Origin of the sequence: Parvularcula dongshanensis, assembly GCF_014199615.1 — a bacterium.
In the GTDB taxonomy this organism is placed as follows: Bacteria; Pseudomonadota; Alphaproteobacteria; order Caulobacterales; family Parvularculaceae; genus Parvularcula; species Parvularcula dongshanensis.
Window position 1 is genome coordinate 936489 of record NZ_JACHOB010000001.1, and the last position, 13714, is coordinate 950202.

Below are 13714 nucleotides of genomic sequence, written 5' to 3' on the forward strand. Positions count from 1 at the left end.
GGCGTGGACCCCCGCGGCGAGCGTCGCTAGGCCTCGATCCCGGCTATGCATGTCATTCTTCGTCTCTTTCTGTGCCTTTGCGCCGTCCTGACGCTCGGCACCGCGGCCGCCCAGACGGCCCCATCGTCCGGCGGTGGCTCTGATCGGCCCCCTGCCGATCCCGAATCCGCCTCGGGCGGCGTCTTCTCGGACCTGCTCGAAGCCTTGGAATCGGGCAGCCGCCTTCTGATCGAGAAGATGCAGCCCGGCGAGGTGCGCGACCTCGTCGACGACCCGCGCTTCAACGGCCAGGACAGCCCCCGCGCCACCATCATGACCTTCGTCGAGGCGATGGCGCTCGTCGACCGCGGCTATGACGAGGTTGGTTACGGTCGTGCCCTCGCGAGCCTGCCGGCGGGAGCCTCGCGCGCCCAAGCCGACACGCTCTACGGCGTCTTCCTGCGCCTGGGCCCCGTCTCGCCCGCGGCTCTGCCGGGCGAAGAGGCGATCGAGGCGGCGGGCGACACGCGCTTCGTCTTCTTCCCCCGGGCGACCGAACACCTCTGGGTCTGGCAGACGCTGGAGACCCCGCCGGACGGCCAGATCACCGTCGAGAAGGCGGCGGACGGCCGCTGGACCTTCTCGAGGCGGACGCTGGACGGCCTCCAGGCGCTGTCCGACGCCATGGCGCCCCTGCCGCCGCGCTACGACGAAAGCCAGGAAGGGCAGTACTTCGTCCGGGTCTTCTCGCCGCTCTTCGAAGAGACGGGCCTCTTGGGCTGGCTCGGCTTCCTCGGGACCTTCACCGTCGGCATCGGCGGCGGCATCCTCTTCTATCGTCTCCTGCGCTGGGGGGCGGGCCGGGTCGAGGAGGGCGACCACAGCCTTCTTGCCCGCACGCTGCGCGGCCTCGGCGCCTCGGGCGGCCTCGTCGTCTTCACGATCCTCTTCACCGTCGCCTTCGGCTTCTTGGCGCTGGGACCAGTGCTGCGGCCGCTGCGCTTCGCGATCCCGCAGTTCCTCATGGTGATCGCGCTCGCGCTCCTGGCCATCTCGCTGATCGACGTCGTCGCCGCCTTCACCAAGCGGCGGATCGAGCGGAAGGGCGAGGGCCACTACGACCGGATGCTGGTGACCGCCATCCGGCGCATCCTCCGCACGCTCGTCGCGCTCGTCGTCCTTCTCTTCGTCCTCGAAAGCGTGCTGCACGTGAACGTCGGCGCGCTCATCGTCGGCTTCGGCGTCGTCGGCCTCGCGCTGTCGCTCGCCGCGCAGGACTCGGTGAAGAACCTCTTCGGCGCGGTGTCGATCTTCGTGAACCGGCCCTTCGTCATCGGCGACTGGATCAAGTTCAAGGGCCGGTTGGGCACCCATTGGGGCACGATCGAGGACATCCGTCTTCAGTCGACGGACCTTCGCGACCTCGGCGGGAACATCATCACCATCCCCAACATGCTGTTCATCGACCGCGAGGTCGAGAACCTCTCCGCGCGCGGCTACATCCGCCGGGAGCTGAACATCGCCATCCCCTACCGCCCCGACGCGCGCGAGGCCGAGCGGGCGATGCAGGCGCTGATGGATGTCTTCACCGACGACGAAGTCCTGGAGGATGCCAACGCCAAGGGTCGCGACGGCGACCCGCATGTCAGCTTCCCGGAGTTCGGCGAGGCCTGGCTGACCATCCGCGGCTACCACTGGTACTTCATGGGCGGTGAGGACGAGGACGCCCAGCGTGACACGGAGCGCGGCTGGTTCACCTATCTCGAGCACTGCACGTTTGTGAACCGGAAGATCGTCGACCTCTTCGGCGAACGGAACATCGAGTTCGCCTTCCCGACCCAGACGGTCCAGCTCATCCGCGGCAACGACCGGGCTTAGGCGAGGTAGGTCTCGGACTGGATGCCGGCGAGCCGCTCCCGAAGCGCCTCCGCCCCGCCGAACTGAAAGCCGAGCTGCGTTTCGTAGGCGAGGCAGGCGGCGAGCTTCGCGTCCGCTTCGCGCGGTGTCAGCGTGACGGTCTCGGACAGCAGTCTGCCGTCCTCCGCCGCGAAGGGGGCTTTCGGCGCCTCCCTGTCCGCATAAGGCCAATCGGTCCAGTAGAGGCGGCGCTTCGCGTCGAGGACGCCGCCCGCCCGCCGGACGACCTCGTGATCGACGTGCCCGCCGATCCCTCGCGGCAAGAGGAGGAGGTCGATGCGCTCCCCGCCGAACGCGCTGCGCAGCGTCTCGGCGACCGCGGCCTCCTCGCGATCCTCGGTGCGTACACCGCCGAAGAGGGAGGGGGCGTCCTCGTACCCTCTATGCGGGGCTTCGAGGTGGGGCAGGTGGAGGGGTTCCGCTCCGAGCGCGGCACAGGCGGCCTCGTCTTCTGCCCGGCGCAACGCCATGTAGTCCGCGTCTGGCGCCAGACCCTTGTCGAGCTGGCAGGCGAGTGCGAAGCCCGTCGGCCGGGCGACGTTGCCGGTGAAGACCGTTGCGAGGATCACGCGGTCCCCGCCCGCCGCCAACCGCGCGAGGAGGCCGCCCGCCGAGAACGCCGCATCGTCGAGGTGCGGCGAGAGCGCGAGGACCGTCCGGCTCACAACAGGTGCGGCTCCGCGCGGAAGCGGCACGGGTCGCGGGGCAGGGCAGTCTCGAAGCCTCGCGCTTGGGTGCGCCCTGCGACCGCTTCGTACTGGTCGGCGATCATCCGGCCGACGACCGCCCAGGAGTAGGTCTCGCGGCACTCGCGCAGCGCCGCCCCCGCCAGGCGTTCCCTATGCTGCGCGTCGTCGACCAGCCGCGCGGTCTCCCGCGCGATGGCGTTGATGTCGCCCGGTTCGACCAGGATACCGTTCTCGCCATCCCGCAAGCAGTCGACGATGCCGACCGAGCGCCCCGCCAGGATCGCGTGACGCGACGCCATGGCTTCGAGCACGGTGTTGGAGAACCCCTCCGCGTAGGTCGGGGACAAGAAGACGTCATGCGCGCGGTAGAGGTCGGGCACGGTCTCGTAGTCGGCGTACCCCGTGAAGCTCACGCGCCCGCCTAGCGACAGCTCGTCCGCCAGGGCCTTCGCCGCCGCGAGGTCCGGGCCGATGCCGGACATCGTGCACCGCCAGTCCCGCTTCGTCTCGAGCCGTGCCAGCGCATGGAGCGTGTCGAGCGCCCCTTTTCGCGCATCGACCCGCCCGTGATAGAGCAGCCGCACCGGACCCTCGCCCGGGCCGTTCCCCGGCGTGAAGCGCTTCGTGTCCACCGCGCCGGGGATCAGCGTGAACCGCTCCAGCGGCGTGCCGAGCCGTTCGTGGACCTCCGCCGCGAAGCTCTCCCCGCCGATCAGCACGCGGTCGGCGTGATCCAAGACCCGCGTCATGGCGAGCCTGTGACACTCGCAGCACGAGCCGACCCAGTGCCCGTCCCCGCCCTGGATCGAGACGACGACCGGCAGGCCCGCCTCGCGCCCCGCGAGCAGCGCTGCCCACCCCGTGGGGTAGCCGTACTGCGCATGGATCACGTCGAAGGGCGCGCTGGCGTGCTCTTCGATCATCGTCTCCACCATCACCTCGATGTCGCTCTCGAAGTCGCCGGTCGCGGCCTCTCCCGTCTGCGGCAGGCCTACGACGCGGACGCCTGGCACGGCGGGGGGCGGTCCGCCGCCATAGACCGACTTGCCGTAGTCGTCGTCCCGGTACTGAGAAACCATGGTGACGTCGTGCCCCTGCGCGACCAGCTCGCGCAGCAGGTTCGCCGCGTAGATCGACATGCCCGAAATCGCGGGGAAGTAGCGTCGGGAGAGGAAGAGGACCCTCATGCCTCGACCGCCTTCAGGTAGGCGATCGACTCCGGGATGGCCGCGTGCGCCCGCGGGCTCTCGCGCGAGAGCTCGACGCTGACGAGACGGCTGAAGCCCACTTCCTTCAACGCGGCCAGCACGGCGGGCACGTCCATGTCCCCCTCGCCGAAGGGCAAATGCGTGTGGTCCCCTCGCTTCATGTCCTCGATCGCGACCGTGCCGAGGCGGTCGGCGTAGCGCCGTACCGCCTCGTTCGGCTCGATGTCCTGGGTCACGAGGCAGTGCCCCGTGTCGAGCGCGAGCTTCAGGCGCGGATGGCGCTCGGCCAGCGCTCCGTACTCGCCCGCCGTCTCGATCAGCATGCCGGGCTCGGGCTCGAACGCCATGTCCATGCCGGCCGCCTCGCCTGCGTCCAGCACGCGCTCGAGGCCGTCGGACAGCCAGCCCCGCGCTTCGTCCCGGTCCACACCCGGTCGCGGCACCCCGGCCCAGAAAGACACCGCCTCGGACCCTAAGATGCCGCCGATCTCCGCCGCGCGGGAGAGAAAGGCGACGCGGCGGGCGCGTCCTTCTGCGTCCGGCGTCACCAAGGTCGGTTCGTGCTTCATGCGCGGGTCGAGGAGGTAACGCGCACCCGTCTCGATGACGCTGCCGAGCTTCAGGTCCTCGAGCCGCCGCGCCACGCGCTCGGCCTCACCCCTCCATCCTTTCGCGAACGGATCGAGGTGATGATGATCGAGCGTCAGCGCGACGCCGTCATAACCTGCCTCCGCGATCAAGGTCAGCGCATCGTCCAGCCGGTGCGAGGCCGCACCGTTGGTGTTGTAGGCGTAGCGAAGGGTCATGCGTCCCGCCGAAAGATCATCTGGTGCTCCCAGGGCTCGCGGTAGAGGGGGTAGAGGTGCCCTACCGTCCGGTCGACGGCCGCCGTGTCGAGGAGGGGGGGGGCGCCGAGCCGGTCATAACCGTCGGGCGGCATCCGCACGGGCCTGCGCGTTTCGGTCTCCTCGCCCCAGACGATCAGCGGGCTGTCCGCCTCGATCAGCTTCTTCGCGCCGCGCTCTCCAATGCGGTAGTAGCTCATGGTCTCGACCTCGAGGCCAGGACAGACGACGCGGACGGCCTGCATCGGCGCGTCCTCCGCCGTGTAGGGAACGAGGATCGGGTCCATCCCCGCCTCCTGGAGCCGACCCGCCATCACCGCGCCGCGCCCCCCCGGCGTCTGCGTGTCGTCGCGCGGCAGGGCCGAGAAGGCGACCGTCTCGCGGACCCGGTACATCGGGTCTTCCAGCAGCGCCTTCAGCTCGGCCCCCGACATCTTCAGCCACTGCCGGAAGCCTTCGACTTGGCGCGCCTCGGCGTCGTGCGCCTGGGCGCGCACGATCGGCTCGATCCGCGCCCAGTAGCCGTCGGGCAGGAAGGGCGCGACCTGTTCGAGCGTGCCGTGGCTCACCGCCTTTCGCGCGCGGGCATGGGCGTACTCCAGCAGCGCCTTTCGCAGCGCGCGGGCCGCGTCGATGTCGCAGCCCTCGCCCGTCGCCGTCAGCGCGATCGGCACGTGCGGGGCGGAGGGGTCCTCGTCCGGCCCGACGACGTAGACGTTCGCCGTCCCGAACTCCGTCGTCGCGAGCTTCGGGACGACCTCGAGCCCCTTGGCGCGGAGGTCGTCGTAGAGGCGCCGGACGCCCTCCGGCGCGCTTTCCATGTCGATCGCCAGCCCAGCGTCGAGCGCGCGGAAGCGAAGGCCGTTCCCGTCCCGCTGCAACAGCTCGAACAGCCCGTGGCTCGCCGCCCACTCCCGCGTCGGCCCCGCGCCGAGGCCGTTGGTGATGAGCGTGGTGAAGGGCTCGTAGCCTTCCGGCAGCTGATCCTTGGCGAGCGCGACGAGGTCGAGCGGAACCAGCGCTTCCTCCCCCGAGAGCATGCGCTGCCCGCGCGTCCAGGCGAGGGGCGTGGTCCGTTCCACCGGGCTCCCGGCCGGAAGGCAGAGCCGCAAGGGGTCGGCGACGGCCGCTTCTCCGTGAACGCGGACGAGCTCGTCATAGCTCCCGCGCACGACCTCGCGGCCGACGAGGCCCGTCCGTGCGCTGATCCACTCATAGGCCTCGGCGGCGGCGGCGATCATGGCCTGCTCGGGCTCTTCGCCGTAGCCGGTGTTGATCTGCAGCGGGGTGCAGGCGGCTCCCGGGTCGTCCGGCAGGAAGGCGGCGGCGAAGGCCGGGACGCCCGCCCTATCGATCGGGGCCTGGTCGAAGAACCACCAGTCGCCGGGCGGCAGCGCGTCGACATAGGCGCGCGCTGCGGGCGGTAGGGGGAGGGGGCTTCGGATCACGACAGGTCCTTCAAGGCGTAGCGGCGGACTTTGGGCGTCTCGGACAGCGCGCGGTCGAGCGCGGCGACGCACGCCCCGCGGCCGACATCGGGCGCGTGCTCGAAGGGGGTGCAGACCTCAGTGAAGTCCAAGGGCGCGATGACGTCCCGGTACCGCTGAAGCTCGCCATGCGTCAGCGGAATGTCCTTGTGAAACGCCTTGTGGCTGCTGATCGCATGGGAGCGTCCGTCCTCGGTCTGATCGATCTTGAAGACGTCGCCGCAGAAGAGCCGCCCCGCCCCCTCGTCATGGAGGACGGCCTGCCCCTCATAGTGACCGCCCACGTGGTGCAGCGTCAGGCCGGGCAGGAGTTCGAGCGCGTCGTCATAGGGCAGGGTCACCTTGAACGCCTTCGTCATACGAAGGTCGTCCTTCTGGATCGCGACCACCTCGGGGTCGAAGCGTGCCTGGAGCTGCCACAACGCCCCGTAGCCGTGGGCATGGCTTGCGGCCAGGATCTGCACGCCGCCGAGCGTCTCGATCTCGTCCAGCATGGCGTTCGTGTAGTAGGGCGCGCCCTCGAAGGCGACGTTGACGCCGTCCTTGCGCATCAGCCAGCCTTGACCGTTGAGACCCAAGGGCGGCGAGGTCCGCGCCGCCCAAAACCCGTCCGAGATCTGACGGACCTCGCCCGTGAAGCGGGCCTCCGCTTCGCGCGCGGGAAGGAAGTCCCACCCATCCTCGGGCAGATCGTTGCGGACGTCCGTGCAGACGGGGCAGTCCGGCGGGGGAGCGAAGTAGGCCTGCCAGAAGCCGCAATTGGTGCAGGCGTAGTGCGTCAGAGCCATCGTCGCGCCTCCTCATAGGCGGTGAAGAAACGCCGCATGAGCGCGAGGTCGCGGTGGACGTCGAAGTCGTGCGTCCCGCCCCGTACGCCGGCCATGAACGCCCGCGCCTGGCGCGCGAAGGGCGAGGCGGCCCGGTCGAAGTCGACCTCGGCCCGTTCCCCCGTCAGCCCGTCGATGCGGACGAGCCTGCCGCCCGGGTCCTGGCCCATCGTGTCCGTCGCGACGAGCATCGCCTCGCTGCCGACCACCTCGAGCCTGCGGCGCGGCAGGGCTTCGGGCGTGTTGTAGGCGGTGTGCATCGAAAGAAGGATGCCCGACGGCGTGCGCCCCGACAGGACGCCGCCGTCTTCGACCGCGTAAGGGTGTACGCGGTTCTGAAGGCTGATGTGGAGGTCCGTCACCTCTTCGCCCAGGACGCGCTGCACGAGGTCGAGGCCGTGCGGCGCCAGGTCCAGGACCGCGCCGCCGCCTGCGGCCTTCGGGTCCGCGCGCCAGTTCTCGCCCGTCCCCCGGCTCCAGGTCGGATCGACCCAGCAGCAGTAGACGATGCGCACCGCCGCGACCTTGCCGACTGCACCCGCCGCGACCGCTTCGGCGAGGGCCGCGTGGCCGGGGTGGTAGCGCTGATCGAACGCCGTGCCGTAGAGCGCCGGGGACGCCGCGACCGCCGAAGCGATCGCCTCCGCGCCCTTGAGGGTCGCGGCCATCGGCTTCTCGCACAGGACTGGCACGCCCGCCGCCGCCGCCAGGCGCACCGCCGCCTCGTGGCGGTCGTTCGGGCTCGCGACGTAGAGCGCCTCCAGGCGCTCCTCCGCCAGCATCTCTTCGAGGCTCGCAAAGCCCTTCGCGCCGTGTCCCTCCGCGGCGGCGCGGGCCGCTTCGGACGGGTCGGCGACGCTGACGACCTCGCCGCCCGCAGCCTCGATCCCCGGCGCCATGTAGTCGCGCGCGACCCAGCCATACCCTGCGATCCCCCAGCGCATCACCAGCGCTCCGGCAGGTCGAGGAGTTCACGTGTACGGACGAACGGCGCGACCCCTTCGGTCATCGCGGCGGTGTTGGGCACGCCCGGGCGGCCGTAGGTCGCGAGGGGTCCGTACTCCTCCTCGTAGCGAGGGGAAGGCCAAGCGACGCCCTGATCGGTCAGGAGCGGGTTGCGGCGAAGCGGCGTTCCGTCCTCCGGCCGCAGGAGCGGGCAGGGCAGCGCGGACGCGCCGAGCGCCGGTCCGCCTATGAGGCTGAACGCGTCCGGCGCGTCGCCCATCTCCGCGCGCACCGGCTTTCCGGCGGCCCCCGCCTCGGTCAGGCCCGCATCGTCGTAGATCGCCGCGCCCGGGAACAGCGCGCGAAGCTCGTCCAGACGCGCAGCCGCCCCCGCCGAGTGGTTCTCGGCGCCCGCATTGTGAACGTGCGGCACGGCGTAGAGGGCCCCCGCGCCTTCGCGCAGGCGCTCCGCGATCGCGGCCTTCTCGCGAAGGAAGTAGAAGGCGTCCGCGCACAGCATCAGGTCCGCCGCCGGCGTCGCCGGCCAGGCCGCGTCCGCGTCGAAGCAAAGGAGGTCCGCCTCGGGGCAGACCCAATGGCGGCAGACCCAGAGCTTGCCGAAGACGACATCCGCCCCGCTGACGCTGCTCACGCCCGCACGCGACAGCGCACGGAGGTAGTGCCCGATCCCGCAGGCGAGCTCGAACGCGCTCTCCGGTGCGCGCCAATGGGCTTCCAGCAGCGTCAGCCCCGCGAGGAAGGTCGGGTCCGACCAGCGATGCGCGAAGTAGGTGCCGACCCGGCCCCAGCCGAGCCGGTCCATGACCTCGCGCAAGGAGAGCCGGTCCTTCTCGCGCACCGCGGACAGCAGGACGTCGTGCGGCGGCGGCGCCTCATCCCACCACGGATCGTTCTCTGCGAGGAGGAGGGCGGTCGCCTCGTCCGCCGCGTCCTCATCGAGCGCGGCGACCGCCTCCGCCGCCAGCGCCTCGCTGCCCGCGCGCAGGTAGGGGATGCCGTCAACGACCGGCCAGCGCGCCTCGCCGTCCGTCAGCGAGTGCGGCGTGTCCGCCCGAAGCGTCATGCGCGTGACCGGCGAACGCAAGGTCACGGCAGGCCGACCGCGCGCAGGACGTCGTCATGGAATCCCTTCACGGGGCCCTCGTGGACCAGTTCGTACTCGCCAAGGACCGTGTCCATCGTCACGGACCGGGCCTTCACATGGTGTTCGATCTCGAGGACGCGGTCGATCACGTCCGCCGCGTGGAAGGCGCGCGCCTCGGGCGTGCCGTCGCCTCCGATCTCTTCGAAAACGCCCGCCGCCGCCTCGCGCAGATCGCCCTCGAGCTCGTCCAGCGCCTGGCGCCGTGCCTCCTCGATGACGGCGCCTAGATGCGGCTCCAGCAGCATCTCGCCGGTGAACCCCGCATCGGGCATCGCCGCGTTGTGCAGGTGATGCACCGTGCCGAACCACCAGCATCGTACCGGGTCCGCGCCGAAGGCGGGCGCCATCAGGCTCGCGTAGACCGCCACCATGAAGCAGTGGTCGGCGTGGTTCTCCTCGGGCTGCAGCATGATGCGCGGCCGCCCGGGGCAGGTGACGCCCGCGCGCGGCTGAAGGCCGAGGGCGTGCGCGAAGGCGGGCGCGTCCTCCTCGGCATCGTCCTCATGCAGGGGCACGGCGCGCCGCAGCGTCTCGGTCAGGTCCCTGTCCAACGGTCCTGCCACTTCGTCCATGCTCCGCAGGAGGACGCTTCGCGCGGCCTCCTCGTCCAGGCCCAGCTGCGCGAGCTTGTCGCCGTCCATCGCGCCGAGCCGGGCGGCGGCGAGCGCGCCCGCGACCTGGGCGTGCGCCACCGACACGGCGTCCTCGCCGCGAACGAGCCGCCCCCAGCCGCGCAGGAATCCGCGCGTCGCGAAGCTGCCGTCCATGTCCGCGCTCCGCACCCGCTTCAGGTCGCCGAGCTCGCGGAGGAGCGGCAGGAGGGCGGGGTCCAGGCCTCCGGCGCTCACGCCTCGCCGAGCCAGTCGTCGAGCGTCTGCACCTGCTTTAGGAAGGCGTGCTCGGGCAGCGCGCCGTCCTTGGTCTGCGGCATCTTGAAGAAGACCGAGAGCTGCTCCTGCACGCCGCCCTGACCGCGGGTCTTGGCGAGGTCGAGCGTCCGCGCGATCTCGATGGCGAGGGGGGCTGCGAGGACCGAATCCTTGCACAGGAAGTCGACCTTGATCTGCATCCGCTCGCCTAAGAACCCTGAGATGTCGATGTTGTCCCAGGCCTCCTTGTCGTCCCCGCGCGGACGATAATAGTGGATGTGAACCTGGTGATCCTCGACGGGGTAGCCGAGGATCTGGTCGAGAACGGACAGCTTCGTGCCGACCTTGCTCTTGAGGCTGTTCGGGTCGTCGAGGGCGAGGCCGTCTCTGTTGCCGAGGATGTTGGTCGAGAACCATCCGTCCACGTGCAGGGCCCGGGCCCGGAGGGCGGGCGCGATCACCGTCTTGAGGAAGGTCTGGCCCGTCTTGCCGTCCTTGCCCGCGACGGGCACGCCCCGCTCCGCCGCGAGGGCGGCGAGCACCGGCACGTCGGCGGCGACGGACGGCGTGAAGTTGCCGTAGGGCGTGTCCGCCGTGATCGCCGCGTAGGCGTAGAGCATGGCGGGGCTGATTTCGGGGTCGTCCCTGTCGAGCGCGCGCTCGAAGGCCTCGCGGCTCGAGAACGCCTCCGCCGACAGGTCCGGCGTCCGCTCGGTCGAGGCGAGGTTCAGCATGACGACGCGGTCGAGGCCCTGCTCCTCCTTGAACATCGACAGGTCGTCGTGGATGCGCTCGACCGCGCCCCTATGCCCTGCGACCGCGATCTTGTTGCCGCCGGTGACGTTCTTGCAGAAGTCCTCGCTGCCGACGGCGGGCCAGGCGTGCATGTCCTTGAGCGCGGCGGCGCCGCCCGAAAGGTGCTTCTCGGACAGGACGCCGTGGCCGAGCGCGGCCGTGCCGAGGTCGTCCTCGCAGAGGTCCCAGCCGCCGAAGACGAGCCCGTCATAGGGTTTCAAACCCCCCACCGCCCTATCCGCGAGCGGCAGGCCGGAAAGGTCGTTCGAGCCCGACTTGATGCTCTCGATGCCGGCGATGGCCGTGGTCGCGACGGCGCCGCCGAGGCCGACGACCGCGACGCCGAGTCTGTCTTGTGTCTGTGACATGAGGGGTGTCCCTGCTTCGTGAGTTCGGCTGGAGATTGCGCATCCGAGGCCAAAGGCAAGCGGGGACACGCCAACAAAGTCAGTACTTTGCTTTAAAGCAAAGCTGCGACGCAGCACGTCGTGGCAATGCTAACCATCCGTCTACGGTAGAGAAGTGCTGCATCCCGAACTTGCCGCGTTCGGAAGGCCGGTTCACCCTTTCGCGCCGAAGGCGAACAGGGACCGTCATGCTGGACTTCTATACCAATCCCATGTCGCGGGGTCAGACCGTCAGGTGGATGCTGGAGGAGGTGGGCGCCGACTATCAGGAGCGTCTGATGAACTGGGGCCCTTCGATGAAGGGTACTGATTACAAGAAGATCAATCCGATGGGCAAGGTCCCGGCGATCGTTCACGAGGGCCGTGTCGTGACCGAATGCGCGGCGATCTGCGCCTACCTCGCGGACGCCTTCCCGGACGCGAAGCTCGCGCCTCCGCCCGCCGCGCGGCATGACTACTATCGCTGGCTCTTCTTCGCCGCAGGCCCGCTCGAACAAGCCGTGACGGCGAAGTCGTTCGGCTGGACTCCGACGAAGGAGCAGAGCGGCGTCGCCGGCTTTGGCACCTACGACCTGGTGGTCGAAACGATGGAAGGTCTTCTCCTGTCCCGCGCCTATGTCTGCGGCGACGCCTTCACCGCAGCGGACGTCTACTTCGGTGCGCAAGTGCTGTGGGGTACCCGGTTCGGCAGCCTGCCAAGCCTCCATGCCTTCACGGACTACGCGGAGAGGCTGAAGGGGCGGCCCGCCTACCAGAAGGCGAAAGCCCGCGACGACGCTCTGATCGCGGAGGGGCAGGCCTCGACTTAGCTGGGACTTCAGCCTCGACCGGGCGGCGCCGTCGTCGGTTCGGCTCGAAACTTATCCCCGCCTCGTTTCCCGATGCCATGCTGCCCCCGTTCTCCCGGACAGGCCGGGCGGTGTGCACGCTACTCATCGGTTCGGGGGACGGTGATCCTAAGGCGAGCGGGCGTAGCGGCCCGTACCATGAGTGGCTGATCGGGGCTCATGGCTCATCGCTGAAGGACGAGGGTTTCAAGCGCTATCGCGGACCAAGGCGCCGAAAGGTCGCCCCCTGCGAGGGCCCCTTGGCAAGATCACCGCCGGACGTTCACCGTTCTGGGCTACAGTATCAATCCAACTCCCCGCTCAGCGCGGGGACGTCCGGACACCCGGCGACTTCGACACCGACGACAGGTCGGCGCTTCGGCGTGCCCGAAACCCGCCGGCCCAGCGCCGCTGGCGCACAGGCCGAAGGCCCGCGCCGCCAGCCCAGCGCTCAAGTAGCGAGCGCGAGCGAGCGGTAGCGCCACGAAAGAGACCACCCCTCTCTTCACTTTTTAGTCGTCATCGTTCACCAACATGCCCTGTCGCAGCACGATCGGTCACAATGGAAGACTTCTACGCCATCCGCAGGCTCCCGCCCTACGTCTTCGCGCAGGTCAAGGAACTGGTGGCAGAAGCCGAGGCCGCCGGTCGCGACGTGATCGACCTCTCCATGGGCAGCCCGGACCTCGGCGCGCCGGAGATCGTCACAGAGACCCTGCGCGAAGCGGTCCTGCGCAAGTCCTGCCACCGCTACTCGGAGAGCAAGGGCATCAAGCGCCTGCGCCAGGCGCAAGCGGACTACTACGCCCGGCGTTTCGGCGTGAAGCTCGATCCGGACACCGAGGTCGTGCACACGCTCGGCTCCAAGAACGCCTTCGCGAACCTCGCCTTCGCGATGACGGCGCCTGGCGACGTCATCCTGGCGCCGAATCCGTCCTACCCCATCCACATGTTCGGCTTCGTCATGGTCGGCGGGGTCGTCCGCCCGATCCCGGTCAAGGCGGACGACGGCGTCTTCCGCGCGGCGGAGCGGGCGCTCAAGTACTGCGTGCCGCGCCCCATCGCGATGGTGCTGAACTACCCCGCGAACCCCACGGCGGAGGTCGCGACCTTGGACTTCTACAAGGAGGCGGTCGCCTTCGCGAAGAAGCACGGCATCTTCCTCCTTTCCGACCTCGCCTATGCCGAGATCTACTTCGGCGAGCCGACGCCCTCGATCCTGCAGGTGCCGGGCGCCAAGGACGTGGCGGTCGAGTTCACCTCCGCGTCCAAGTCCTTCTCCATGGCGGGCTGGCGCGCGGGCTTCGCGGTCGGCAACCCGCGCCTCATCGCGGCGCTGACCCGGGTGAAGGCCTATCTCGACTACGGCAGCTTCGAGCCCATCCAGGAGGCCTGCGCGGTCGCGCTCGACAATGCGGAGGCCATCACGGCGGAGGTCCGCGCGGCCTACCGCTCGCGCCTCGACGTGCTCTTGGACGCCTGCGAGGACGCAGGCTGGTCCTTGCCGCGGCCCGAGGCGTCGATGTTCGCTTGGGCGGAGATCCCGGCGGGCCAAGGCGACGACGCGCTCGCCTTCTGCAAGCGCCTGGTGCGCGAGGCGGGCGTCGCGCTCAGCCCCGGCACGGGCTTCGGCGAGGCGGGCGAGGGCCACGTCCGCATCGCCCTCGTCCAGGACGAAGACCGCCTGCGCGAGGCGGCAAGGCGCATCGGCACCGTCCTCCGGGGCGAGAAGGCGAAGGCGGCCTGAGGGCGCC

At 70.0% G+C, this 13714-nt stretch carries 12 protein-coding genes; 3 read left to right on the top strand and 9 right to left on the bottom strand.

The annotated features are described in order from the left end of the window. Positions 1–45: 45 nt before the first annotated feature. A complete protein-coding gene (locus tag GGQ59_RS04490; RefSeq protein WP_183816186.1) occupies positions 46–1857 on the top strand; it encodes a mechanosensitive ion channel family protein in 1812 nt (603 codons plus the stop codon). Here GGQ59_RS04490 and GGQ59_RS04495 read toward each other — a convergent pair. The 9 genes from GGQ59_RS04495 to GGQ59_RS04535 are packed head-to-tail and all read right to left on the bottom strand — an operon-like array spanning position 1854 to position 11094. After that, positions 1854–2561, bottom strand: a complete 708-nt coding sequence (locus tag GGQ59_RS04495) for a PIG-L family deacetylase (protein WP_183816188.1) — start codon at positions 2559–2561, stop codon at positions 1854–1856. The genes GGQ59_RS04490 and GGQ59_RS04495 overlap by 4 nt on opposite strands. Further along, on the bottom strand, positions 2558–3772 hold the full coding sequence (locus GGQ59_RS04500; protein WP_183816190.1) for a glycosyltransferase family 4 protein: 1215 nt from the start codon (positions 3770–3772) through the stop codon (positions 2558–2560). The genes GGQ59_RS04495 and GGQ59_RS04500 overlap by 4 nt, the downstream gene beginning before the upstream one ends. Further along, the gene (locus GGQ59_RS04505; RefSeq protein WP_183816192.1) at positions 3769–4599 is read right to left on the bottom strand and encodes a sugar phosphate isomerase/epimerase family protein; all 831 of its coding nucleotides are present in this window, start codon (positions 4597–4599) and stop codon (positions 3769–3771) included. The genes GGQ59_RS04500 and GGQ59_RS04505 overlap by 4 nt, the downstream gene beginning before the upstream one ends. After that, positions 4596–6086 carry a YcaO-like family protein gene (locus GGQ59_RS04510; protein WP_183816194.1) on the bottom strand — a complete coding sequence of 497 codons (1491 nt, stop codon included), beginning with the start codon at positions 6084–6086 and terminating at the stop codon, positions 4596–4598. Before GGQ59_RS04510 ends, GGQ59_RS04505 begins: the two co-directional genes overlap by 4 nt. Then, positions 6083–6913 carry an MBL fold metallo-hydrolase gene (locus GGQ59_RS04515; protein WP_183816196.1) on the bottom strand — a complete coding sequence of 277 codons (831 nt, stop codon included), beginning with the start codon at positions 6911–6913 and terminating at the stop codon, positions 6083–6085. Before GGQ59_RS04515 ends, GGQ59_RS04510 begins: the two co-directional genes overlap by 4 nt. Beyond that, the gene (locus GGQ59_RS04520) at positions 6904–7896 is read right to left on the bottom strand and encodes a Gfo/Idh/MocA family protein (protein WP_183816198.1); all 993 of its coding nucleotides are present in this window, start codon (positions 7894–7896) and stop codon (positions 6904–6906) included. The genes GGQ59_RS04515 and GGQ59_RS04520 overlap by 10 nt, the downstream gene beginning before the upstream one ends. Beyond that, positions 7896–9008, bottom strand: coding sequence for a class I SAM-dependent methyltransferase (locus GGQ59_RS04525; protein WP_221400861.1), 1113 nt, complete (start codon positions 9006–9008; stop codon positions 7896–7898). The genes GGQ59_RS04520 and GGQ59_RS04525 overlap by 1 nt, the downstream gene beginning before the upstream one ends. Beyond that, complete coding sequence (locus GGQ59_RS15365; protein WP_221400862.1) at positions 9005–9910, bottom strand: HD domain-containing protein; 906 nt, start codon at positions 9908–9910, stop codon at positions 9005–9007. The genes GGQ59_RS04525 and GGQ59_RS15365 overlap by 4 nt, the downstream gene beginning before the upstream one ends. Further along, positions 9907–11094 carry an inositol-3-phosphate synthase gene (locus GGQ59_RS04535; protein WP_183816201.1) on the bottom strand — a complete coding sequence of 396 codons (1188 nt, stop codon included), beginning with the start codon at positions 11092–11094 and terminating at the stop codon, positions 9907–9909. Before GGQ59_RS04535 ends, GGQ59_RS15365 begins: the two co-directional genes overlap by 4 nt. A gap of 227 nt (positions 11095–11321) precedes the next feature. Between GGQ59_RS04535 and GGQ59_RS04540 the strand changes: the two genes are divergently transcribed. Then, entirely contained in the window at positions 11322–11942 is a 621-nt protein-coding gene (locus tag GGQ59_RS04540) for a glutathione S-transferase family protein (RefSeq protein ID WP_183816203.1), read from the top strand. A gap of 580 nt (positions 11943–12522) precedes the next feature. Then, positions 12523–13707 carry an aminotransferase class I/II-fold pyridoxal phosphate-dependent enzyme gene (locus GGQ59_RS04545; RefSeq protein ID WP_183816205.1) on the top strand — a complete coding sequence of 395 codons (1185 nt, stop codon included), beginning with the start codon at positions 12523–12525 and terminating at the stop codon, positions 13705–13707. Positions 13708–13714 lie beyond the last annotated feature (7 nt).

Excerpts from the sequence above, each read along its gene's own strand:
- GGQ59_RS04490 (WP_183816186.1), top strand. The coding sequence starts at position 46 with ATGCATGTCATTCTTCGTCTCTTTCTGTGCCTTTGCGCCGTCCTGACG.
- GGQ59_RS04500 (WP_183816190.1), bottom strand. The coding sequence starts at position 3,772 with ATGAGGGTCCTCTTCCTCTCCCGACGCTACTTCCCCGCGATTTCGGGC.
- GGQ59_RS04505 (WP_183816192.1), bottom strand. The coding sequence starts at position 4,599 with ATGACCCTTCGCTACGCCTACAACACCAACGGTGCGGCCTCGCACCGG.
- GGQ59_RS04515 (WP_183816196.1), bottom strand. The coding sequence starts at position 6,913 with ATGGCTCTGACGCACTACGCCTGCACCAATTGCGGCTTCTGGCAGGCC.
- GGQ59_RS04520 (WP_183816198.1), bottom strand. The coding sequence starts at position 7,896 with ATGCGCTGGGGGATCGCAGGGTATGGCTGGGTCGCGCGCGACTACATG.
- GGQ59_RS04535 (WP_183816201.1), bottom strand. The coding sequence starts at position 11,094 with ATGTCACAGACACAAGACAGACTCGGCGTCGCGGTCGTCGGCCTCGGC.
- GGQ59_RS04540 (WP_183816203.1), top strand. The coding sequence starts at position 11,322 with ATGCTGGACTTCTATACCAATCCCATGTCGCGGGGTCAGACCGTCAGG.
- GGQ59_RS04545 (WP_183816205.1), top strand. The coding sequence starts at position 12,523 with ATGGAAGACTTCTACGCCATCCGCAGGCTCCCGCCCTACGTCTTCGCG.